Below are 23,457 nucleotides of genomic sequence, written 5' to 3' on the forward strand. Positions count from 1 at the left end.
GGCTGCGCCCATGCGCAAGGGAAGGGTGCTCCTCGCGGCCATGCTCGGCCTGCTCGCCACCGGGTCGCGCGCCGACCCAGTGGCGAGCCCCGACCCCGTGCTCGATCCGTTCTTCGCGGCCGAACAGGGCGACACCCGCGCCGTCCTGATCCTCGATGACGGCCGCGTCGTCGCCAGGCGCTATGGGCCGGGTTATTCCGACGCCAACCGCTTTATCAGCTGGTCGATGAACAAGACGCTGACCGCGATGCTGGTGGGCGCGCTCGTCGCCGATGGCCGTCTTCGCCTCGACGCGCCCGCGCCCGTCGCCGAATGGCGCGGGGCAGGCGATGCGCGCGGGGAGATCACGCTGCGCCACCTGCTCACCATGTCGTCGGGCCTGCGCCATATCGAGGTGGGCGAGCCGATCGAGCATAGCGACACCAACCAGGTGCTGTTCGTCGGCGGCACGAGGGACATGGCCGCGCGCGCCATCGCGCGGCCCCTGGAATCCCGGCCGGGCGAGAAGTTCGAGTACAGCTCGCTCACCTCGATCATCCTGGCGGAGATCGTCACGCGCACGCTGACCCCCAGTCGCGACCCCCGGACGCGCGCCGAGGCCTATCGCCGGTTCGCGACCGCGCGCGTGCTGGCGCCGGCAGGCATCCGTAGCGCCTTTCTGGAGTTCGACGGGGCGGGCACGCAGGTCGGCGGATCGCTGCTCCACATGACGCTGCCCGATTGGGGCCGGTTCGGGACGCTGCTGCTCGACGGGCGCGGCCTGGCGGGCCTGCCCGTGGTCGCGCCCGACTGGCTCGCCTTCATGAAGACATCGGCGGCCACCAATCCCGGCTATGGCGGCCAGACCTGGCTCAACCGCGCCCGCGCCGGCCTCACGCCGATGTTTCCCGGCGCCCCCGCCACCGTCGCCAGCGCGGAAGGGCATCTGGGCCAGCACGTCACCGTCTCGCCCGACAGCGGCACCGGCCGGGGCGTCGTGATCGTTCGACTAGGCAATACACGGGAGACCGGATCGCGCGTCGGCCACCGCCTGATCGGGCGGACGCTCGCCCGCCATTTCGCTCGCGGGGGACCCCGATCATGACCGATGTGCGCAACAACGAGGCCGAGCAGCGTTACGAGCTGGAGGTAGACGGCCGGATCGCCATCGCCGCCTATCGAATGGAAGAGGGCGCGTTCGCGTTCGTCCACACGGCCGTGCCCGACGAGCTGGAGGGACAGGGCGTCGGTAGCCGTCTGGTCGCGGGCGCGCTCGACGATGTGCGGGCGCGGGGGCTGACGATCCGGTCCCGGTGCAGCTTCGTCGCCGCCTATGTCGAACGTCATCCCGAGACGCGGGACCTGCTGGCCCGGTGATCCGCGCCTTCTTCCCCATCCTGCTGATCGTCGCGGCGCCGGGTGCCGCGCGTGACGCGGCCCCCACGACCACCGCCGAACACGCCCGCCGCGCGGCCCATGCGCGGGCGGTGACGATCACCCGCGACGATTGGGGCATCGCGCATATCGAGGGGCGCACCGACGCCGATGCGGTGTTCGGGATGATCTACGCCCAGGCGGAGGATGATTTCCCCCGGATCGAGGCCAATTACCTCGCCGCGCTCGGCCGCACGGCGGAGGCGGAGGGGCCCGGCGCGATCTGGGCCGATCTGCGCGCGCGGCTGTGGAACGACCCGGCCGAGCTCCGGCGCGATCATGCGCGCAGCCCCGCCTGGCTCCGGCGGCTGACGACCGCCTGGGCCGATGGGCTGAACCATTATCTGGCGACGCACCAGCAGGTCCGCCCGCGCGTCCTCGGCCGGTTCGAACCCTGGATGGCGCTGGCCTTCACCGAAGGCAGCATCGGCGGCGATGTCGAGCGGGTGCCGTTGTCGCAGCTCCGATCCTTCTACGGCCGCCGCGCGGTCGCCTGGACCCCGCGCGAGCGCGGCCTCGTCGCGGCCGAGCCCGGCGGCTCGAACGGCATCGCCATCGGCCCGCGCCTCAGCGCCAGTGGGCATCCGCTGCTCCTCATCAACCCGCATACCAGCTTCTTCTTCCGCGCCGAGCAGCAGGTGACGAGCGGGGAGGGGCTGAACGCCTATGGCGCGGCGACCTGGGGTCAGTTCTTCATCTACCAGGGCTGGAACGCGACCGCCGGCTGGATGCACACCACGAGTGGCGTCGACGCGGTGGACGAATTCGCCGAGACGATCGTGCGCCGGGGCGACCGCGCCTTCTACCGCCATGGCGCCGCCGAGCGCCTCGTCGAGGTCCGGCCGGTCACGATCCGCTTTCGGGGCGCGGACGGCAGGATCGCGGAGCGGCGTTTCGCCACCTATCGCACCCATCACGGCCCGATCACCCGCGCCGAGGATGGCCGCTGGATCGCCACCGCGCTGATGCACCGGCCCGTCGCCGCGCTGGAACAGAGCTATCTGCGCACCAAGGCGCGCGATTTCGGCGCGTTCGTGCGGGTCGCGCGGCGCCGGGCCAATTCGTCGAACAACACCTTGTTCGCCGACGCGCGCGGGACCACCGCGCTGCTGCTGCCGCAATTCGTTCCCCGGCGCGACGCGCGCTTCGACTATGCCAGGCCGGTCGACGGCAGCGACCCCGCCGCCGACTGGCGCGGGCTCCACCCGCTCGCCGAGCTGCCCCAGGTCGTCGATCCGCGCACCGGCTGGGTGGTCAACACCAACAACCATCCCTGGAGCGCCGCCGGCCCCGATTCGCCCAGCGCCGCCGCCTATCCGCGCTACATGGACGGGTTCGGCGAGAATCCGCGCGGCCTCCACGCGCTGACCCTGCTCGGCCGCGCCAAGGCGGTGACGTTGCCCGACCTGATCGATTTGGCTTATGATCCGGCGCTCCCCGCCTTCGACATCCTGCTGCCCGCGCTGTTCGCCGCGCATGACGCGCTGCCTCCGGCCGATCCGCGCCGCGCGCGGCTCGCCGCGCCAATCGCGGCGTTGCGCGGCTGGGACCGGCGCTGGTCCGCCGCCTCGACCGAGACCGCGCTCGCCGTGTTCTGGGCGGAGGCGCTCTGGGCCGCGACGACCGCGCCGAACCCGCCCGCCGGGCTCGCCCGCTACGAACTGGCGGCGCGCGCGCCCGCCGCCGTCCAGCTCGCCGCGCTCGATGCGGCCGTCGCGCGGCTGACCCGTGACTTCGGCGGCTGGCGCACACCCTGGGGCGAGATCAACCGGTTCCAGCGACTGACCGGCGACCGCGTCCAGCCGTTCAGCGACGCCGCGCCCAGCATCCCCGTGCCCTTTACCTCGGCGCAATGGGGGTCGCTCGCGGCGTTCGGGGCGAAGAGCTGGCCGGGCACCAAGCGCTATTACGGCACGCTCGGCAACAGCTTCGTCGCCGCGGTCGAGTTCGGTCCGCGGGTCGCCGCCCGGGCGGTGTCGGCGGGCGGCCAGAGCGGCGATCCGCGCTCGCCCCATTTCACCGATCAGGCGCGGCGTTACGCGGGCGGGCGGCTACGCCCCGTCTATTTCCATCCCGACGAGCTCAAGGGCCATGTCGAACGCCGCTACCGACCCGGCGAGTGAAGCGCGTGGAGCGCCGCGACCAGCCGGTCGACCTCGTCCGCGCTGTTATAATGGCACAAGCCGACTCGCACGAGCCCGCCCGCCTCTTTCAATCCCAATCGCCGGATCGCTTCCACCGCATAGAAATGCCCCGACCAGGCGAAGATGCCCCGCGCGGCCAGATGCGCCGCCACCACGTGCGGCGGGTGGCCCGCGATCGTGAAGGCGAAGGTCGGCACGCGCCCCTCGACCCCCGCCGGCCCGAACAGCGTCAGCCCCGGCACGCCCGCCAGCCCGTCCAGCATCCGCGCGCTCAGCCCTTCCTCATAGGCGGCGATCCCGCGCATCGCCGCGCCCAGCCGTTCGCGCCGTCCGTTCGCGCCGGGTGACAGCCGCTCGCCCAGCCATTCCAGATAGTCGATCGACCCCAGCACCCCGGCCTGCCCCTCGAAGGAGGGCGTGCCCGTCTCGAACCGGTGCGCGGGCGGGTCGATCGACGCGGGGCGGACCTTGTACGCCTCCAGCATGCGCATCAGCGCGGCGCGGCCCCAGAGCACGCCCTGATGCGGCCCGAACAATTTATACGGCGAACAGGCGAGCAGGTCGCAGCCCAGCGCACGGACATCGACCGGCCCATGCGGCGCGAGCTGGACCGCGTCGACGAAGACCAGCGCCGCCGACCGCGCCCGCACGATCCGCACGATCCCGGCGACGTCGTTGACCGTGCCCAGCGCGTTGCTCGCCCCGCCGACCGCCACCAGCCGGGTCCGCGCGCCGAGCAGGCCGGGCAGCGCGTCCAGGTCGAGGCGGCCGGTCACGGGATCGAAGTCGATCCACCGGACCGTCATCGCGCGGTCCGCCGCGACCTGGAGCCAGGGCGCGACGTTCGCGTCATGGTCGAGCCGCGTCACCACCAGCTCGTCGCCTTCGTCCCAGCCGCGCGCCAGGGCGCGGCCGACCGCCAGCGTCAGCGTCGTCATGTTGGCGCCGAACGCGATCTCGCCCGGCTCGCCGCCCAGCAGGTCGGCCATCGCCGCATGGGCGGCGTCGCTGAGCGCGTCGGTGTCGCGCGAGGTGGCAAAGCAGCCGCCCGCATTGGCCGTCCCCGTCTCCAGATGCGCGACCATGCGCGCGATCGCGGGGGCGCAGACCTGGGTGCCGCCCGGCGCGTCGAAATAGATCCGGCCGGGGACGGAAAGCGCGGGAAAACGCGCGCGCACGGCGTCGAGGGGAAAGTCCATGCGCGTCTTATGCCGGGGCCGGGGGTCCCCCGCCACCTTCGCGTCCGCTCGGGGCATTTGGGCAAGGGCTCGCCACCCGACCGGGTTTTTCCGACCGCGATGCGACCGCGCGGGCCCGTCGTCCGTTTCCCGACCCGACAACGCCCAAAGGAGTGCGATCCCCATGCCCGTGACCGTGATCTACAAGACCAGCGCCACCGCCACCGGCGGCCGCGACGGCGCCGCGCGTTCCGACGACGGATCGGTCGACGTCAAGCTCGTCGTGCCCGAGGAGATGGGTGGCCCGGGTGGCGCGGGCGCCAATCCGGAAAAGCTGTTCGCGGCGGGCTATTCGGCCTGCTTCCTGGGCGCGATGAAGGCAGTGTCGGCCAAGGAGGGCGTCAAGGTTCCTGCCGACGCCACCGTCACAGCCGAGATCGGCTTTGGCCCGCGATCGGAGGGCGGGTACGGCATCACCGCCGACCTGACGATCGACCTGCCGGGCGTCGACCGCGCCGATGCGGAGCGGCTGGTCCAGGCCGCGCACGTCGTCTGTCCCTATTCCAACGCCACGCGGGGCAATGTCGATGTCGGCCTGACGATAGCCTGATGTTCGGCGGATCGCGGGGTCGCGCCGACCCCGCGATCCGTCCCGCTTGCACGCCCGAACCGGCTGGTTTAACGAAGCGGGCACGGCGCGCGGGTGTAGCTCAATGGCAGAGCAGAAGCTTCCCAAGCTTACGACGAGGGTTCGATTCCCTTCACCCGCTCCATCATCGCCGTGAATGGCCGGATGTCGGCGCGACCGATGTCGAGCGCGGTCGCGGTTGCCGATCACCTTATCACCTCGATGAAATTGCCGCGGCCATTCGGGTCGGGGACAAGCACGATGCGGTGGATGAGGGCGCGCGGGGCGGGCTGTGGCCGGGTTCTTGCTGCTGGACCGGCGAGCACGGTTCGCGATCGCTCGACCCGACATCCGAGCCGCGGGCAGCGATGGCGGGATGTCGGGCGACGAGCGGAACGGCTTCGCCTTTCGGATCACCGCCGCCGCGCCGTTGCGATCGTCGCGCACCTTGTGAAGAGAATAGCCGATGAAGCGTATCGCCCCGATCGTCGTCCTGCTCGCGCCCGCCATGCCCGGATTCGCGCAGGAAACGGCGCCGGACATCGTCGTGACGGGTCGCGGGCTGGACGAGCGACTGGGTGACCGGGCGTTCGATATCGTGCGCGTCGACCGCGAGCGGATCGCGCAGAATGCCGCCAACCGGCTGGAGAACGTGCTCGCCGATGTTGCCGGGGTGCAGCAGTTCCGCCGCTCGGATTCGCGCAGCGCCAATCCGACCAGCCAGGGCATCTCGCTGCGCGGGATCGGCGGCAACGCGTCGAGCCGGGCACTGCTCCTCCTCGACGGCGTACCCCAGGCCGATCCGTTCGGCGGCTGGGTGGCGTTCCCGGCCTATGCCACGGGCCGGCTGGGCGAGGTGCGCGTGACGCGCGGCGGGGGCAGCGGCTATCTGGGCGCGGGTGCGCTGGCGGGCACCGTGGAGCTGGAAAGCGCCACCCCCGCCCAACTCGGAAGCGTCGAGGTCGCGGGCGCTTACGGCAGCCGCGACTCGGTCGAGGCGCAGGCGGCGGCGACGCTGGAGCGGGAGCGCGGGTTCGCGACCTTGTCGGGGGCCTATGCACGGGGCGACGGCTTCGTGCCGATCGTCGCCGAACGCCGGGGCCCCGCCGACCGGCCCGCGCCCTATGAGCAGCTGTCCGCGGCGGTGCGCGGGGTCGTCGAGGTCGCGCCCGCGACCGAGCTCCAGGCCAATGTCACCGCCTTTTCCGACCGGCGCGAGCGCGGGACCGCGTTCACCGCGAACCGGAGCGAGGCCGCGGACGCCAGCCTGCGCGTGGTCGGGCGCGGTCGCTGGGGCTGGTCGGCCCTGGCCTATCTCCAGACCCGCGCCTTCGCGTCGAGCTTCGCCGCGGTCGATGCGACCCGGACCAACGCCACGCAGACGCTGGATCAATATAACACCCCCGCGACGGGGCTGGGCGCGCGGATCGAATTGCGGCCGCCGCTGGGCGAGGGCGTGGACCTGCGCCTGGGCGCGGACTGGCGCGACGTCGACGGTCGGACGCAGGAGAATTACACCTTCGTCGACGCCGCGCCCACCCGGCGCCGGCTGGCGGGGGGCGAGAACCGAACGGTCGGGGTCTTCGTCGATGGCGGCGTCGAGCTTGGCCGCGTCACGCTGACATTGGGCGGTCGGCTCGACCGGTGGCGGATCGCGGACGGGTTCCTCGACGAACGGACGCTCGCCACGGGCGCCGTGCTCACGGACCGGCGCTTCGGCGATCGGTCCGGGGAGGAAGCGACCGGCCGGGCGGGCGTGGCGTGGCGCGCGGCGGATGCGGTCACGCTGCGGGCCGCCGCCTATCGCGGGTGGCGGCTGCCGACGCTGAACGAGCTCTACCGACCCTTCCGCGTCGGCCCCGACGCGGTCGCCGCCAATGCCGAGCTCGCACCCGAGCGGCTGGACGGCATCGAGGCGGGGGTGGCGCTGGCGCCGACCCGCGGCGTCACGCTGTCGGCGACGCTGTTCCACAACCGCCTGGAGAACGCGATCGCCAACGTCACCGCGGACGCCGGGCCGGGCAATTTTCCCGGCGTCGGCTTCGTCGCGGCGGGCGGCATCTACCGCGTCCGGCGCAATCTGGACCTGATCCGCTCGACCGGGCTGGAGATCGACGCCGCCGCGACGATGGGGCCGGTCTTCGCGCGCGCCTCGTGGAGCCATGTCGACCCGCGGGTCGCGGCGTCGGGCGCCGCCGGGGCGCTGGACGGGCTGCGCCCCGCGCAGACGCCGCGCGATCTGGTGAGCGGCACGATCGGCTGGCGCGGGGGCAGAGGCCTGGTCTCCGCCACGCTGCGCCACGCGGCCGGGCAGTATGAGGACGACCAGAACACCCGCCGGCTCGCCCCGGCGACGACGCTGGACGCGTTCGCCAGCCTGCCGATCACGCGCGCGCTGGCGCTGGAAGCGCGCGGGGAGAATCTGTTCGACGAGCGCGTCGAGGCCGGGATCACGGGCGCCGACCTGGTCGAGCGCGCGGCCCCGCGCACGATCTGGCTCGGGTTGAGATTGCGGACCGGGTGACGCCGATCCACCGATCCCTCACCCTCGCGAGCGATGACGGTGACGACGCGGCTTTCAACGCGCGCGGCCGGTGCTATCCTCCGACGGGACGGAGCGACCGCTCCAAGCGCTCAGGAGGCGTATGACCGAGCTGGTATATCCCGTGGGGCGGGCGGCGGAGGGAGCGAGGGTGACGCGCGCCGATCATGATCGGCGCTGCGCCGAGGCGGTCGCCGATCCGCAAGCCTATTGGGCGGCGGAGGGCCGCTGCGTCGACTGGATCAGGCCCTATACCCAGGTCAAGGACGTGTCGTTCGACGAAGCCGATTTCCGCATCCGCTGGTATGCGGACGGCGAGCTCAACCTGTCGTACAACTGCCTCGACCGGCATCTGGCGACGCGCGGCGACCAGGTGGCGATCGTCTGGGAAGGCGACGAGCCGGGCGACAGCGCCCAAGTCACCTATCGCGAGCTCCACGCCGAGGTCTGCCGCTTCGCCAACGTGCTGAAGGATCAGGGCGTCCGCCGGGGCGACCGGGTGACGGTCTACCTGCCGATGATCGTCGAGGCCGCCGTCGCGATGCTGGCCTGCGCCCGGATCGGCGCGATCCATTCGGTGGTGTTCGGCGGCTTTTCGCCCGATGCGCTCGCCGGCCGCATCATCGACTGCGATTCGAGGCTGGTCGTCACCGCCGATCAGGGCTGTCGCGGGGGCAAGCGCGTGCCGCTCAAGGCCAATGTCGACCAGGCATTGGACCGCTGCCCGGGCGTGGAGCGCGTGATCGTGGTGCGCCGGACGGGCGACGACGCGGCGATGACGCCGGGCCGCGACCTCTGGTATCACGATCTGGTCGCGGCCGCCGCGCCCGACTGCGCGCCCGAGCCGATGGGGGCGGAGGACCCGTTGTTCATCCTCTACACCTCCGGCTCGACCGGCAAGCCCAAGGGCGTGCTCCACACGACGGGCGGCTATGCGGTATGGACCACCAGCACGTTTCGCGACGTGTTCGATTACCGCGCGGGGGAGATATTCTGGTGCACCGCCGATGTCGGCTGGGTCACCGGGCACAGTTATGTGGTTTACGGTCCGCTGTCGAACGGCGCGACGACGGTGATGTTCGACGGCGTGCCCCATTATCCCGACCATGGCCGGCTGTGGCGCATCGTCGACGATCTGGGCGTCAACATCCTCTATACCGCCCCGACCGCGATCCGCGCGCTGATGCGCGAGGGCGACGAATGGGTCACCGCCAGCTCGCGCGCGTCGCTCCGGCTGCTCGGCTCGGTCGGGGAGCCGATCAATCCCGAAGCCTGGCAATGGTATCACCGCGTCGTGGGCGAGCGGCGCTGCCCGATCGTCGACACCTGGTGGCAGACCGAGACGGGGGGCATCCTCATCTCGCCCCTGCCGGGCGCGACCGACCTCAAGCCCGGCTCCGCGACCAGGCCGCTGCCGGGCATCCTGCCGGTGCTCGTCGATGCCGAAGGCCGCGAACTCTACGGCGCTATCGACGGCAATCTGTGCATCGCCGATAGCTGGCCGGGCCAGGCGCGCACGCTGTGGGGCGATCACGACCGCTTTTTCCAGACCTATTTCTCGACCTATCCGGGCCGGTATTTCACCGGCGACGGATGCCGCCGCGACGCCGACGGCTATTACTGGATCACCGGGCGGGTGGACGACGTGATCAACGTGTCGGGTCACCGCATGGGCACCGCCGAGGTCGAGTCGGCCCTGGTCTCGCACGTCAAGGTCGCAGAGGCGGCGGTGGTGGGCATGCCGCATGCGGTGAAGGGGCAGGGCATCTACGCCTATGTGACGTTGAACGCCGGCGAAACCCCGTCCGACGCGCTTCGCGCCGAGCTCGGTCTATGGGTCCGCCGCGAGATCGGCCCGATCGCCGCGCCCGACGCGCTTCAGTTCGCGCCGGCGCTTCCCAAGACCCGGTCGGGCAAGATCATGCGCCGTATCCTGCGCAAGATCGCGGAAGGCGACACGTCGAACCTGGGCGACATCTCGACGCTCGCCGATCCGGGCGTCGTGGCGCGGCTTGTCGCCGACCGGGTGACGTAAGCGCGCTTCGGGGCGTGCGGCGGCGCCCGGCGCACACGGTGCGTGTTCCGGCCGGCTCGACGGCCCTGTTGCCGCCCGCGCCCGCTTCGCCCAAGATCGCGCCGAACAGTCGGGGATACGGCATGATCGAACGTCTGAAGGCGCTGCTGGCACGCGGACCGGCGGATCCGCGGCCGGAGGCCGAGCCGCCGCGTCCGCGCGCGGTCGAGGTCGGCTGGCTGCTCGACACCGACAAGGCGCGCTTCATCTGGCCCGAACCGCGCCGCGTGAAGCGCGCCGATCCGGCGCCGACGCACGCCAAGTCGGTGAATTACTGCCCCTCCGTGCTCGATCACGAGGCGCGGATGTTCGAGGTGACCTGCCCGATCGACGTGCGCCTGGGCTTTCGCCGCGACGACAAGGGCATGCCCGTGCTCGTCAACGCCGATGGCGACCGTTCCTCGATCCGGTCCAAGCACCTGAACGCGATGCTGGCTTTGGTGAACCAGCGCGAATGGCGCCACCCGGATCGGCCGGTCGTCCAGATCATCACCCCCTATGTGTTCGTCAGCGACGAGCCGGTGTTCATGACGCAGATGCCGCCGATCAGCCATTATCAGCCCGATCCATGGCCGGGCACGATGATCGGCGGGCGGTTGCCGATCCATATCTGGCCCCGCCAGATGATGTGGGCGTTCGAATGGTACGACACGTCCCGCGAGCTGGTGCTCAGGCGCGGCGAGCCCTGGTTCTATGTACGGTTCGAGACGCATGATCCGGGGCGCCCCGTCCGGCTGTTCGAGGCGGAGCGGACCCCCGAACTCGACGAGCATATGAAAGGCATGAGCGCGGTCGCGAACTATGTCGATCGCACCTATTCGCTGCTCAAGGTGGCGAGCGCGCGGCGCCCGGCTTCCCTGCTCAAGCGCAAATCGTCCGCACAGGTGGACGATGCGGCCGGGTGACCGGGAACGGCACATCCCGGTCCGCGCGTAATCATGCGGACGCAGGGACGGGCGCTGATTTTCACAACGCGGCCGGTAATCGCTTGCCAGCATCGGCGGTGGACGCCTAGCCGCGCACGGTGAGGTTTCAGTCGAGCCAGGGGGATTCAGCTTGCGCATTACCATGATCGGGTCGGGCTATGTGGGCCTGGTATCGGGCGCGTGCTTCGCGGACTTCGGCCACGAGATCTGCTGCGTCGACAAGGATGCGTCGAAGATCGACCGGCTGCTTGCCGGCAAAATGCCGATCTATGAACCCGGGCTGGAACAACTGGTCGGGCGCAACGTCGCGGCGGGGCGGCTGCGCTTCACCACCGACCTGCGTGAAGGCATTGACGGGGCCGACGCGATCTTCATCGCGGTGGGCACGCCGTCCAGGCGTGGCGACGGCCATGCCGATCTGAGCTATGTCTACGCCGCCGCCAAGGAGATCGGCGAGGCGATCACCGGCTATACGGTGATCGTCACCAAATCCACGGTGCCGGTCGGCACGGGCGACGAGGTCGAGCGCATCATCCGCGCGGCGAATCCGGAGGCGGCGTTCGGCGTCGTGTCCAACCCCGAATTCCTGCGCGAAGGCGCCGCGATCGAGGATTTCAAGCGCCCCGACCGCATCGTCATCGGGTCGGAAGACAGCCGCGCGACCGAGGTCATGCGCCAGGTCTACCGCCCGCTCTCGCTCAACGCCGCGCCGATCCTGGTCACCGGCCGCCGCACCGCCGAGCTGATCAAATATGCCGGCAACGCGTTCCTCGCGACCAAGATCACCTTCATCAACGAGATCGCCGATCTGTGCGAAAAAGTGGGCGCGGACGTCCAGGACGTGTCGCGCGGGATCGGGCTCGACAACCGCATCGGCAAGAAATTCCTTCATGCCGGGCCGGGTTACGGTGGGTCGTGCTTTCCGAAGGACACGCTGGCGCTCCTCAAGACCAGCCAGGATTACGACGCGCCGCAGCGGATCGTCGAGGCGGTGGTCGCGGTCAACGACAACCGCAAGCGCGCCATGGGCCGCAAGATCATCGCGGCGATGGGGGGCGAGGTGCGCGGCAAGACGGTCGCGGTGCTGGGGCTGACCTTCAAGCCCAACACCGACGACATGCGCGACTCGCCGGCGATCTCCGTCATCCAGACGCTCCAGGACGCGGGCGCGACCGTGAAGGCCTATGATCCCGAAGGTCATGAGCAGGCCCGGCCGATGCTCCCCGACATCCAGTATTGCGAGGGACCATATCAGGCGATCGAGGGCGCGGACGCCCTGGCGATCGTGACGGAGTGGGACGCGTTCCGCGCGCTCGATTTCGCGCGCGTCAAGTCGCTCCTGAAATCGCCGGTGCTGGTCGACCTGCGCAACATCTACAACCGCGAGGAGGTCGAAGCGGCGGGCTTCAGCTATACGGGGATCGGGCGGTAGCGAGCGACGTTTCGGGGTTGCCGCCGAACGGACGCGAAGCGAAGAGCCGCCCAAGCATCGCAAGATCGGAGCGCATGTGACAGGAGGCATGACATACTCGTCGACCTTTTCGCGACCAACGAACGCCCCGACTATGCGGTCTGCGTGATCGGGGCGGGCGCGGCCGGACTGGCGCTCGTCGACGTGCTCGGTCGCGCCGGCCTGCGCGTCCTGCTGGTCGATACCGGCTCGGCCAGACCGAGCGACCGCCATCAGGAACTCAACCGGGCGAAGGTGACGGGGCTCCCCTACGACTCCACGGGATCCCGCGCCCGCGCGTTCGGCGGGACGTTGCACCTTTGGGCGGGACGGTGCGGCACGCTGGATCCCATAGATTTCGAGCGGCGCGACTGGGTGGCCGACAGCGGCTGGCCGATCGGCCCGGCGGACCTGAAGCGCCATTACGACGGTGCGCTCGCGTTTCTCGGTCACCCCGCGCCCGATTATTTCGACCGGTCGCCGGAAGCGTTCTCCGCGCCGTCGATAGCCGCCGCGCCGGGGTTGGAGATCAAGGACTTCCTGGTGACCGATCATGTTGATGGCCGGTTCTGCGCTGCCCGTCGACGCCGGCTGGCCGCCACGGCGTGCGTCGACGTCGCGGAAAGCGTGACGGCACAGGAACTGGTGGTCGACGAGCATGGGCGGGTGACCGGGTTGCGGTGCTGCGACAGTCGCGATCCCGGGCGCGAGGTGCTGATCTCGGCAGACCGATTCGTGGTGTGCGCGGGTGGTCTGGAGACCCCGCGCCTGCTCCTCGCGTCCCGGGCGCGGCAGGCGACCGGGCTGGGCAACGGCCGCGATCTCGTGGGCCGTTATTTCAGCGATCATCCGCGCCTGCGCAGCGCCGGGTTTCAACTGCCGCCCGAGCTCCGGCGCGATCCGACGTTCGTCCTGCGCCGTCGGAAGACCAAGAAGAGTCAGATCGGCCTGCGCTTCGCCGACACGCTTCAGCGCCGTCACGGTTTATCGAACCATTGCGTGATGTTCGGGCGCCGCGCGGGCGACATCGAGGCGCTCGCGACGACGATCCAGTCGACCCGCAATCGGTCCAAGGCCGCATCGGGCCCGCGCGCGATATGGCGGCGCATACCGACGGGACCGCGGCGCGTGCTCGCCGGCGCGCTCGCGTTCGACCGGTCGCGCACGTTCGTCCTGACATCCAAGATCGAGCTCCGGCCCAATCGCGACAGTCGGCTGACGATCGGGGCCGATCGCGACCGGCTCGGCATGCCCCGCATCGAGATCGACTGGCGGATCGCGTCAGAGGACCGGGAGGGCCTTCGACGGTATTTCGCGCTGTTGGGGACGGAGCTCCGGTCGCTGGGACTGGTCGAGCGGTCGCCGGATTTCCCCGACCCGGACCGAAACGAGTCGTACCGCGATTCGTCCCACCCGCTCGGCACGACCCGCATGGGCGCGACCGCGCGGGAGGGCGTCGTCGATGCCGACCTTCGCGTCTTCTCGACGAGCAACCTGTATCTGTGCGGGAGCAGCGTGTTTCCGACGGGGGGCAACGTGAACCCGACGCTGACGATCATCGCGCTGGCGTTGCGACTGGCGGAACATCTATTGCGATCGGGCGTCGCGGGCGCGCAGGCCCAGGTGGCGGGAAGCGACACGACCATAGGAGAGCTGGCTTGAGCATGCGTACAGACCCCGTCCTCGTCACCGGCGCGGCCGGGTTCATCGGCCACGCGGTCGCGCACCGGTTGCTGGAGCGTGGCGAGCGGGTGATCGGCGTCGACATCCTCAACGACTATTACGATCCGGCGCTGAAGGAGGCGCGGTTGTCGACCTTCAACGGCCGGGCCGAATTCTCGTTCGAGCGCGCCGACATCGCCGATGCCGAGCGGATCGCCGCGATCGTGAACGGGGCGGGGGTGAAACGCATCGTCCACCTCGCCGCCCAGGCGGGGGTCCGGTACAGCCTGGAAAACCCGTTCGCCTATCAGCGCTCCAACCTCCAGGGCCATCTCTCGCTGCTCGAGGCGAGCCGGCACGCGCCGGATTTCGAGCATCTCGTCTATGCCTCGTCCAGCTCGGTCTATGGCGACAAGCCGATGGGGGGCGAGGGCTTCACCGAGGACGAGGCGGCGACCGCACCCGTGTCGCTCTACGCGGCGACCAAGCGGTCGTGCGAATTGATGAGCCACAGCTATGCCCATCTGTACAAATTCCCGCAGACGGGGCTGCGCTTCTTCACGGTCTATGGCCCCTGGGGGCGCCCCGACATGGCGATTTTCGGCTTCACGCAGAAGATTCTCTCCGGCCAGTCGATCGAGGTGTACGGCGAAGGCCGGATGGCGCGCGATTTCACCTATATCGACGACATCGTCGACGGGGTGGTGGGCGCGCTCGACCACCCGCCCACACCCGGCGAGCACCGGGTGCTCAACATCGGCGACAGCCATCCGGTCGGGCTGATGGACATGATCCGCTCGCTCGAGCGCGCCTTGGGGCGGGAAGCCGACAAGGTCATGCGCCCCATGCAGCCGGGCGACGTGACCGCGACCTATGCCGACGTGTCCAAGCTCCACGCGCTGACCGGCTACCAACCGCGCGTGATGCTCGACGAAGGGATCACGCGGTTCGTGGAATGGTACCGGGACTTCTACCGGGTGTGAGCGCGAGACGGTCGAGCCGCAGCAGCGTGAAGAGCCGCATCAGCCAGCGATAGACGATCCGGCGAAATCGCCATTCCGCGATCTTCGACGCCGCTACCGCGAGCGACAGCGTGAACGCCAGCGCGACCGCGACGGCGGCGTCGATGCCCAGCATGGGCGCGGTATAGCGTATCGCGGACAGCCCGATGATCTGATGGAACAGATACCAGGAATAGCTGTAATCGCCGAGTTTCCTGAAAATCCAGCTGCGAAGCGCGAGGCCGTCGACGGCGAGCAGAGCCGAGAACGCCATCGCGAAGTAGATCGTCGCCATGAGGTCGAAATTCGGGTTGCTCGCGATCTTCAGGCCCGACTGGGCGATCGCCATCACGATGTTCACCGTCAGCAGGTCCCGCGATCCTCCCGTGTATAGAAGAACGCCGATCGCGAAGAACGGTAGATATTGCGCCACGAACACGCCGTTGAGGAGTTGTGCGGCGGCGAGCGCCACGGGCGTTCCGATCAGGTGGAACGCCATTTCCGCGAAGGCCAGCACGAACGCGAACAGCGCGAACACTCGCCCGAAGCCCAGCGGGCTCGCCCAGGCGAGCACGCCGATCCACAGGTAGAATTTCAGCTCGACCAGGATCGACCAATAGGCGCCGTCCACCCATTCGAACCCGAGATCTTCCAAAAAGAAGATCGTTCCGATCAGGTCGAGCAGGCCGCGCCGCTCGGTGAAGAACGGCTTGGGGCCGTAGGCGACCGCCGGTGGCGGAACGAACTGGAGAAAGGTGAAGGTGACGAGCGCGGCGAGGACGAACAGCGGCCAGATGCGCGAGACCCGCTTGGCATAGAAGCTCGCCAGGCTTGGACATCCTTTGATCGAAGCGGCGATCAGGAAGCCGGAGATGATGAAGAAGACGAGCACCCCCAGCTTGCCCGAGTAGAAGGGCAGACTCGGCGGAGCGGATGCTCCGAGCGCGGTGTAGGGCACACGGTCGGTCAGATGATAATAAACCACAAGCGAGACGGCGATCCCGCGCCAGACCTGGATGAAATCGTCCTTGTCATGGCCGCCGATCGGAACCGGTGGTGCCGGATCAATGCCCGGCGCCATAGGTATGGACATCTCGTCGAATACTCCATCGCGGCGACACCATCGTCTCGCCCTTTCCATATGATCGCTCGTGCCGTGACTGCGCGCGCAACCCCAAAGCCGGCGTATCGCGATCGTCAGGGTTGCCGCCCGTGGCCGCCGAACGATGTGCGCGATCAGGCGCCCCGCCCGACAAGGCCGAACAGCTTGCGCCGCGCCGTTCGCGCCCAGGCGGGTATGGCCGCAAGCATGGCATAATGCACGACCGTGCGCAGGAAGCCGGCGCGATCACCGGTCGCGGCGTGGTGCGCCACCTGGGCGGCGCAGCTGTACATCAGCTGATTGGCGCGTCGCCGGACGGTGATGTTGCCGGGGCCGTAATGACGCCGGACCAGCGCCGCCGGAACCGCGGCGAAGCGGTATCCGGCGCGCAGGGCGGTCAGGTACAACGCATAATCCTGCGCATTGACGAAGGTCTCGTCATAGCCGCCGATCGCCGCGACGCGGGCGCGTCGGAACGCCAGGGAGGGATGGAGCAGGACGTTGTGCCGAAGCAGTGCCGCTCGAATTTCCCCGTCCTCGGTGGGACAGCGGATCGCATAGCTCGGCCCCGTCTCGGCGACGCCCTCGCCCCAGGTCGCGACCAGATCGGCGCCCGTGCGCTCGAAGCAGTCGAGCTGGCGGGCGAAGCGGGTGGGCAGCGATTCGTCGTCGTCATCGGCGCGGAAAACGATGTCCGCTTCGGTCGCCGCCATGGCGACGTTGAGCGACCGGGTGATGCCGAGATTGCGGTCGTTGAAAAGGAAGCGGACGCCGGGCCACGCCGAACGGAGCATGGCGCGTTCGGCTTCGTTCAACGCGCGGTCGACCACGACGATCACCTCATCCGCGGGCATCGTCTGGGCGAACAACGAGGGGAGGTGGCGATCCCAGCCCGGATCGGCGAGGGTCGGCATGATCGCGGCCGTGCGCATGCGCTCAGGCCACCGGCTCGGCGAAGGCGCGGCGCCAGCTACGCCCCGATGCGGCGCGAGCGGAGCGCTCACCGCCGACGCCCGGCGACCGCGAGGCCAGGAACAGCGCCGCAGGAAGAATGAAGAAGATCAGGAAGTCGCCCTGCATCGGACCGTCATTGTGATAGAAGATATGCACCAGATACGGCACGAAGCCCAACCAGAGCCACGCCTGGACGCGGTTCCGCGGCAGGATGAACGCCGCGATCCCGACGATCAGCACGCCATATTTGGCCATCACGTTGAGATAATAATTGTGGATCGCCCATTGCCGATACGTCAGCGGGTTGTCCATATAGATGGAACGATGCGCGAACGACGCCCAATGCTCGACACTGTCGAAGGTCAGACCGTAACCGATAGGGCGTTGCCCGATCAGGAACCAGCCAAAGGCCCGCAAGGTCGCGCGTCCCGCCGAGGAACCATCTTCCGTTTCGGCCACCCGGACACCCGCCTGGCTTAGATCGTCGAGCAGCAGCGGCAGGGCGATCGCGGCGAGCAGCAGCAGCGGAAGCGCGATCAGCACCAGCCTGGGGGCGGTGATCAGGCCATAAATGATCAGAAACAACAGCATGCCCAAGAGCGGCGATCGGTTGCCCGTCACGGCCGCCAGCGCCACGAGCAGGCAGGTGATCCCGACCAAGGTCCAGTCGAGCCGCCGCGCGTCGACGCCTGCCCTGGCGAAACGGAGAAAGGTCGACGCCGCCAGGGCAAGGCATGTCTGCGTCCCGAAATGGACCGGCGAGAAGGAGAGCCCGAGGGCCCGTTCGCGTGATACATACCAGTGTTGGGTCAGCACGGGATCGCGCATCAGGCGGCCGATCGCGGCGCGGGCCTCCCAGGCCGGATCGACACCCAGTACCTGGCCGAGCGCGACCACGGCACTAAGCGCATAGGCGCCCAGGAAGCAGCCGAGCACCGGCCCGACGCCGAAATGCAGCACCAGGGCATAGGCGATCACCGCCGACATGATCGCCTGGACATGGATTTCGATGACCTGCTGCGCGAGGTCGGCCGGCGGTGCGGAGGCGAGGATGCTCACCACCACGCCGAGCGTCGCGACCGCGGCCACTACCGCGATCAGCCGCCACGAGCGCCCGACAGCGTCGCGAAAACGTCCGGCGTCGGCAAGCGCCAAGCAGGCACCCGAAGCCAGCAACGTCGCGATGCGGATCGGCAACGGCCCGATGGATAGGCGAACCGCGGCAATCGACAATATCGCGGTGACCGCGAACAGCGCGAGGGCGCACCAGTGAAGCGGGCCGGGCCGCGCGTCTGGGTTCTGCATCACGACCGCGCGTCCGGCTGAAAGGCGAGCGAATCGGCGCGAACCGGGATCTTCCCGCCGCCCCGGATGCCGAAGGTGGAACGCCGATAAGTGCGCGTGGTCCAGCGAAGGAGCGGTTTTTCGAGCAGGTAAAAGACGATCACGGATACCGCGATGGCGGCAAGGGCCGTGACGATCGCGAACAGTCCGCCGAGTTCGAGCCCAAGCTCGATAAAGGCGATCAGCATCGCGTTCACGACGAACGGGTGCGACAGATACAAGGCGTAGGACGCGTCGCCGAGCAATGGCAGCGTGCCGTGCGTCAGCGCCCGGGGCGGCGAACGCCAGAGCAGCAGCGCATAGACGAGCAGGATCGCGGGAACGCCGCGCAGGACCAGTCGCAGCCACGGGTCCGGGTCCTGCGTACGCGCGACCGTCGCCGACCACAGGGCCACCCCCAGGATCATCGCGATCGCGACCGGGGTGCCATGGCGAGGAAGCCGACCGTGCCAATGCGCCAGCGCCAGACCCGCGGCGAAGAGCAGCAGGATGGGACCGCACAGAAAGGCGAGCGCTGGGGGAAGCGGCACCAGGGCGCCCACCAGCGTCAGGGCCGCGAGGATCACGGTCGTCCACAGGAACCGACGCGCGGTCAGGGCGAGGACGAGCGCGAACAACGTGTAGAAGAAGAACTCGTAATTGAGCGTCCAGCCCTGGCCCAGTAACGGCCGCGCCGACTGCTCGCCGTCGCGGACATAAGGAATGAACAGGAGCGAGCGGACCAGTTCGTCCGCGCGGACTGAGCCTTGGGCGACGCGCGATGCCATCAGCGCGACGACGAGCGCCATCAGCAGGGTAAAGAACCAGTAGAGCGGCGCGATCCGCAACACGCGTTTGATCAGGAAGTCGGCCGCGGCCCTGGCGGTGCGCGGGACGGAGCCGGAGATGAACAGCATGATGAAGCCGCTGATCACGAAGAAGATGTCGACCCCGCCGCCCCAGGGAAGATCATAGGTCCACCCGCCGAAACCGCTGCCATGCTGGCGCATCTCCATCAGCACATGTCCGTAGAGCACCACGGCGGCGGCGAAGAAGCGCAGGCTTTGAAGTTGCTGGATGCGCCCGGACGGCGATGCTTGGGTCATCGGGCCTGCTCCTCGGCTGGACCGCGCGTCAATGGCAGACCCGCCGCCACTGCGCAATCGATCCGCTCCGCCGGCTCAGCCGAGAAAGCGCACCGTCAGGAAGGCATAGGCGGCCGCGAGCGACAGCGGGCCGAGCAGGCGGGACGCTTCCGCGACCGCGCGCTGGACCGCATCGGGGCCGTGTTCCGGCAGCAGGCTCGTCGCCATGTCGATGCGGGTCGCGAAGCTCGCCTGGATCGTCTCGTGGAGCGCCGCGACGGGGCCTCCCGCGGTGAACGCCTGCGGCTCGACACCGGGCGCGGCCGACCGGAGCGTTGCGGGCTTGGCGAGCGGCTGGTTCATCGCGACTGTCCTTTTGCGGAAGGCCAAGGTATCGGGCAGCCGCGTTAACAAAGCCTTGTCGCCGCATGGGGCACACTCGACGCCAGGCTGCCGAAAAGGGGCACGAGGTTGAAGAACAGGATCTTCGTCGTCGGCGCGCGGGGTATTCCCGACGTGGAGGGCGGCGCCGAGAAGAATGCGGAGCGCTTGTTTCCGCTTCTCGTCCGGCGCGGGTGGGACGTGACGCTGGGTGGGCTCGCGAGCAACGTACGCGGTGCCGATTATCGCGGCGTGAAGCTGGTCGGCGCCCCCGATTCGCGCATCCTTCGGACCGACAAGCTCGTCTATTACGCCCATGCGCTGCGGCTCGCGCGCAGGCTCCGCCCCGATCTGGTCCATATGCAGGGGCTGGGCTCCGCGATCCTGCTGCTCGCCTACAAGGCGATGGGGGCCAAGACGGTCGTGCGCTACGGGTCGGCGGATTACCTGTTGCCCAAATGGGGCGCGGTCGGGCGGGCGGGGTTTCTGCTGGCGGAATATCAGCTTCGCTTCGCCGATGCGGTGATCGCGGTGACGCCCGCGCTCGCGGATCGGCTGAAGGGGCGGGGCATCTCCGGAAACGTCCATGTGATCGCCAACGCGACCGATACCGATGCCGATTTCGTCGACGAGGTCGCGCCGGTACTGCCGGCCGGGCGATACATCCTGGCGGTCGGGCGGGTCACCCAGCAGAAGAACGTCCACCGGCTCGTCCAAGGCTTCAACCTTTATGCCGCGACGCGCCCGGACGTGACGTTGGCGATCGCGGGGGGTGTCGACGACCCGGCCTATATGGAGCTGGTCCGCCCGCATCTGAATGACCGCGTCAAGCTCCTCGGCCGCCTGCCGCGCTCCACGCTGGGGCCGCTCTACCGGGGCGCGCATTGCTATGTGAACAGCTCGATCCACGAGGGCAGTTCGAACGCGGTGCTGGAGGCGATCAGCTGGAACGCGCCCGTGGTGCTGAGCGGCATCCCGGAAAATCGCGATTTCGGGATCGACGATCGGCATTATTTCGATCCGGAGGATCCCCAGGCGATCGCCGACGCCTTTGCGCGGGTGGACGCCCACCGCGATGCTTTTGTCGCCGACCGGGCCCGCTTTCCGACCTGGGACGGCGTCGCCGACCGGACGGCCGCCATCTACCGCCAGCTCGGCCTCGAGCCCGCGGACGGCTGACATGCGGATCCTGACGGTCTTCCTGTCGGCGGGAAAGTCGCTCTGCTGGTGGGATGAGGAAGGCGTGTTCTCGCGCGAGATCCTCGTCTACCGCGAATTGCTGCGCGCGGGCGCGTTCGATCGCGTGCGCTTCTTCTCCTATGATGCGCGCGACCGCGACTTCATCGCGGCGCGCGCGCGGAACGAGCCGCTGTACGAGCGCATCGACATCCTCGCTCCGCGCCGGGGAAGGGGCGCCGCAAATTGGGCGATACGAGGCGTTCTGGCGCATCGTCGCGCCATCGCCGAAAGCGCGATGCTCAAGACCAACCAGATATCCGGCGCCTGGGCGGCGATCCTGGCGTCGCGGCTGACGGGACGGCCGCTGGTGCTGCGCTTGGGCTATGTGCTGTCGCGCCGCTTCGCGCTGAACCACGAGCGCGGCAAGGCGTTGGCCGCCCGAACCGTCGAATGGGCCGGAGCACGCCGGGCCGCGCGGGTGATCGTCACGTCGAAGGACGCCGCCGACCATTTCGGGCGGGATAAGGCCGTCGCGAGCAAGGTCCGGCTGCTGCCGACCTATGTCGATGTCGACACGTTCATCGCCCAGGAACATCATGATTTCGACGCGCCGCTGATCGCCGTCGGGCGGATGCGACCGCAAAAGAATTTGGCGGCCCTGCTCCGGGCCTGTGCGCTGGCCGGCGCGGACCTGGTGCTGGTCGGGCGCGGCGAGGGTGAGGCGGAACTGCGCGACCTTGCCGCCGAACTGCCGATCCGGGTCGAGTTCGCGGGACAGATCGACAATGTCGCGCTCGCGCACCGGCTGGGACATCATGCGATGTTCGTGCTGCCCAGCCTGCACGAAGGATTGCCCAAGGTGTTGATCGAGGCGATGGCGTCGGGGTTGATCTGCGTCGCGTCGCGCATTCCCGGCGTGACCGATCTGATCGAGGACGAGGTGACGGGCTATCTGATCGACGGCTTCTCGCCCGAGGATATCGCGCGAGCGATCACGCGGGCGAAGAAGGCGCGCGACCCGAGCGTCGGGGCGCGGGCGCGCGCGCTGATCGAGGCGCGCTTCGGACTGCGCGGCTATGCCGCGGCCGAGGCTGCGGTCTACGCGGAGATCGCGTGACCGCCGTTTTTCGCGGACGCCGGGCGGGCCTGCTCGACTGGCTTGCGCGCGGGCCGTTCGCGATGGCGGCGGCGGCGCTCCAGGGGAGCATGAACTATGCGATCGTGCTGTATCTCAGCTTCGGCGCCAGCCTGGCCGCGACGGGCGCGTACCGGACGCTTTTTTCCTGTTACAGCCTCCTCGCGCTCGCCTCGATGTTCGAATCGAACAAGGTCTTCCTGCGCGCGGTGGTGGACGACGACCGCGACGCGAGCACCGCGGTGTTCGCCAACCGCGTGGTATTCGGCTTCGCCGCGTTCGGCGTCGTGCTGGCGGCCTGGGCCGTCGACCGGGTGCTGGCGGGCGGTTGGGTTCCCGATGCGCTGGTCGCGATCGCGCTGATCTCGGCGTTCATCTACCCCTTCGATTCCTACATCGCCGATCTGCAGGCGGGGAGGCGGTTCCAGCGGCTTTTCCTGGTGGAGACGGTGAAATACGGCGCGGCGCTGGCGGGCTTCGTCGCGCTGTTCGCGGCCGGCGCCGGAGTCGAAGGCGCGGTGCTGGGGCAACTCGCCGTGATGGGTGGGTGCAACATCCTGTTCTTTTTCGTCCATTCGCGCAAACGCGTCGCGTTCGGCGCGATCCCGGGGCGGTGGTGGGCGATGCTGCGCAGCCCGGCCGCGGGCCAGGCGCGGACCTACAGCTTTGCCAACATGTTTCCCGCCTCGCTGGAACATGTCGACAAATTGCTGGTCGGACAGGTGTTCGGACTCACGTTCCTGGGGATCTATACGCTCAGCTATTCGACGGGCCGGTTCCTGTACAACACGCTGAAACCGGCGCTCTATATCTATTATCGGCGTTTCGTCGACCGGATGCCGGGCTGGCCGATGCTGCGCCGGGTATCGGCGGCGTTCACGGTGCTGGGGCTGGTCTGCGCGGCGTCGTTCCTGATCGCGCTCGAATTCCTGCCCGTGATGGCGCGATTCCGCGATGGGCGGTGGGTGACCGTGATCCTGTTCCTGGGATACGGCCCGGGTATCCTCCACGCGATCTACTCCCAGGCCTTCGCGCTCAACAAGGAGTCGGTGGCGAGCCATTCGTTCAAGGCCCATGCGCTGGCGACCGGCGCGTCCGTGATCCTTCTCGCCGCGGCCTTGCTCTCGCCGCCCGTCATGGCATTGGTCCTGCTCGGGTTGCAGTATCCGTTGCGGGACGGGCTCTCGGTTCTGCTGATGGACCGCTACCGCCGCCGGGGAGGCGGATCGGCACGGCCCCGGAAATAGCGCTGTCCTACAGCTTTTCGGCGAACATATAGG

At 69.1% G+C, this 23,457-nt stretch carries 20 protein-coding genes and 1 tRNA gene; 15 read left to right on the top strand and 6 right to left on the bottom strand.

The genetic code is table 11. From position 1 onward, the window contains the following. The first annotated feature begins 10 nt into the window (after positions 1-10). The 3 genes from VF592_RS02260 to VF592_RS02270 are packed head-to-tail and all read left to right on the top strand — an operon-like array spanning position 11 to position 3,536. On the top strand, positions 11-1,084 hold the full coding sequence (locus VF592_RS02260) for a serine hydrolase (protein WP_331003975.1): 1,074 nt from the start codon (positions 11-13) through the stop codon (positions 1,082-1,084). Then, positions 1,081-1,356, top strand: a complete 276-nt coding sequence (locus VF592_RS02265; RefSeq protein WP_331003976.1) for a GNAT family N-acetyltransferase — start codon at positions 1,081-1,083, stop codon at positions 1,354-1,356. Before VF592_RS02260 ends, VF592_RS02265 begins: the two co-directional genes overlap by 4 nt. Then, a complete protein-coding gene (locus tag VF592_RS02270; RefSeq protein WP_414714139.1) occupies positions 1,356-3,536 on the top strand; it encodes a penicillin acylase family protein in 2,181 nt (726 codons plus the stop codon). Before VF592_RS02265 ends, VF592_RS02270 begins: the two co-directional genes overlap by 1 nt. Here VF592_RS02270 and VF592_RS02275 read toward each other — a convergent pair. After that, positions 3,518-4,756, bottom strand: a complete 1,239-nt coding sequence (locus tag VF592_RS02275; RefSeq protein WP_331003978.1) for a cysteine desulfurase-like protein — start codon at positions 4,754-4,756, stop codon at positions 3,518-3,520. The two genes, VF592_RS02270 and VF592_RS02275, sit on opposite strands and share 19 nt — an antisense overlap. 163 nt (positions 4,757-4,919) lie before the next feature. Here VF592_RS02275 and VF592_RS02280 point away from each other — a divergent pair, with 163 nt between their 5' ends. The 9 genes from VF592_RS02280 (at position 4,920) to VF592_RS02320 (ending at position 15,000) form a co-directional block, all read left to right on the top strand. After that, positions 4,920-5,345, top strand: coding sequence for an organic hydroperoxide resistance protein (locus VF592_RS02280; protein ID WP_331003979.1), 426 nt, complete (start codon positions 4,920-4,922; stop codon positions 5,343-5,345). Positions 5,346-5,434: 89 nt separating this feature from the next. Then, positions 5,435-5,508: transfer RNA gene (locus tag VF592_RS02285), tRNA-Gly, on the top strand. A gap of 147 nt (positions 5,509-5,655) precedes the next feature. After that, positions 5,656-5,817 carry a hypothetical protein gene (locus tag VF592_RS02290; protein WP_331003980.1) on the top strand — a complete coding sequence of 54 codons (162 nt, stop codon included), beginning with the start codon at positions 5,656-5,658 and terminating at the stop codon, positions 5,815-5,817. A gap of 12 nt (positions 5,818-5,829) precedes the next feature. After that, positions 5,830-7,887, top strand: coding sequence for a TonB-dependent receptor (locus VF592_RS02295; RefSeq protein ID WP_414714137.1), 2,058 nt, complete (start codon positions 5,830-5,832; stop codon positions 7,885-7,887). Positions 7,888-8,008: 121 nt separating this feature from the next. Beyond that, entirely contained in the window at positions 8,009-9,940 is a 1,932-nt protein-coding gene (gene acs, locus VF592_RS02300; RefSeq protein WP_331003981.1) for an acetate--CoA ligase, read from the top strand. A gap of 122 nt (positions 9,941-10,062) precedes the next feature. Further along, positions 10,063-10,884: a hypothetical protein gene (locus VF592_RS02305; RefSeq protein WP_331003982.1), complete on the top strand. Its 822-nt coding sequence runs from the start codon at positions 10,063-10,065 to the stop codon at positions 10,882-10,884. A 151-nt stretch (positions 10,885-11,035) separates the two neighbouring features. Then, positions 11,036-12,337: a UDP-glucose/GDP-mannose dehydrogenase family protein gene (locus tag VF592_RS02310; RefSeq protein ID WP_331003983.1), complete on the top strand. Its 1,302-nt coding sequence runs from the start codon at positions 11,036-11,038 to the stop codon at positions 12,335-12,337. Between the two features lie 144 nt (positions 12,338-12,481). Beyond that, positions 12,482-14,017, top strand: coding sequence for a GMC oxidoreductase (locus tag VF592_RS02315; protein WP_331003984.1), 1,536 nt, complete (start codon positions 12,482-12,484; stop codon positions 14,015-14,017). Positions 14,018-14,019: 2 nt separating this feature from the next. After that, positions 14,020-15,000 carry an SDR family NAD(P)-dependent oxidoreductase gene (locus VF592_RS02320; RefSeq protein WP_331004045.1) on the top strand — a complete coding sequence of 327 codons (981 nt, stop codon included), beginning with the start codon at positions 14,020-14,022 and terminating at the stop codon, positions 14,998-15,000. Here VF592_RS02320 and VF592_RS02325 read toward each other — a convergent pair. From VF592_RS02325 to VF592_RS02345, 5 genes are all read right to left on the bottom strand, one after another. Further along, on the bottom strand, positions 14,957-16,111 hold the full coding sequence (locus VF592_RS02325; RefSeq protein ID WP_331003985.1) for an acyltransferase: 1,155 nt from the start codon (positions 16,109-16,111) through the stop codon (positions 14,957-14,959). The genes VF592_RS02320 and VF592_RS02325 overlap by 44 nt on opposite strands. A gap of 143 nt (positions 16,112-16,254) precedes the next feature. Next, complete coding sequence (locus VF592_RS02330; protein ID WP_331003986.1) at positions 16,255-17,052, bottom strand: glycosyltransferase; 798 nt, start codon at positions 17,050-17,052, stop codon at positions 16,255-16,257. Positions 17,053-17,056: 4 nt separating this feature from the next. After that, the gene (locus tag VF592_RS02335; RefSeq protein ID WP_331003987.1) at positions 17,057-18,379 is read right to left on the bottom strand and encodes an O-antigen ligase family protein; all 1,323 of its coding nucleotides are present in this window, start codon (positions 18,377-18,379) and stop codon (positions 17,057-17,059) included. Continuing rightward, complete coding sequence (locus VF592_RS02340) at positions 18,379-19,503, bottom strand: acyltransferase (RefSeq protein WP_331003988.1); 1,125 nt, start codon at positions 19,501-19,503, stop codon at positions 18,379-18,381. Before VF592_RS02340 ends, VF592_RS02335 begins: the two co-directional genes overlap by 1 nt. A gap of 75 nt (positions 19,504-19,578) precedes the next feature. After that, positions 19,579-19,845 (bottom strand): hypothetical protein, encoded by a 267-nt coding sequence (locus tag VF592_RS02345; RefSeq protein ID WP_331003989.1) that lies wholly within the window; start codon positions 19,843-19,845, stop codon positions 19,579-19,581. A gap of 108 nt (positions 19,846-19,953) precedes the next feature. Here VF592_RS02345 and VF592_RS02350 point away from each other — a divergent pair, with 108 nt between their 5' ends. From VF592_RS02350 to VF592_RS02360, 3 genes are read left to right on the top strand one after another with little or no spacing between them, the layout of a single operon-like run. Then, positions 19,954-21,042, top strand: coding sequence for a glycosyltransferase family 4 protein (locus VF592_RS02350; protein WP_331003990.1), 1,089 nt, complete (start codon positions 19,954-19,956; stop codon positions 21,040-21,042). A 1-nt stretch (position 21,043) separates the two neighbouring features. Next, positions 21,044-22,159: a glycosyltransferase family 4 protein gene (locus tag VF592_RS02355; RefSeq protein ID WP_331003991.1), complete on the top strand. Its 1,116-nt coding sequence runs from the start codon at positions 21,044-21,046 to the stop codon at positions 22,157-22,159. Continuing rightward, positions 22,156-23,424, top strand: coding sequence for an oligosaccharide flippase family protein (locus VF592_RS02360; protein WP_331003992.1), 1,269 nt, complete (start codon positions 22,156-22,158; stop codon positions 23,422-23,424). The genes VF592_RS02355 and VF592_RS02360 overlap by 4 nt, the downstream gene beginning before the upstream one ends. The last annotated feature ends 33 nt before the right edge of the window (positions 23,425-23,457 follow it).

This window comes from Sphingomonas sp., assembly GCF_036388435.1.
In the GTDB taxonomy this organism is placed as follows: domain Bacteria; phylum Pseudomonadota; class Alphaproteobacteria; order Sphingomonadales; family Sphingomonadaceae; genus Sphingomonas.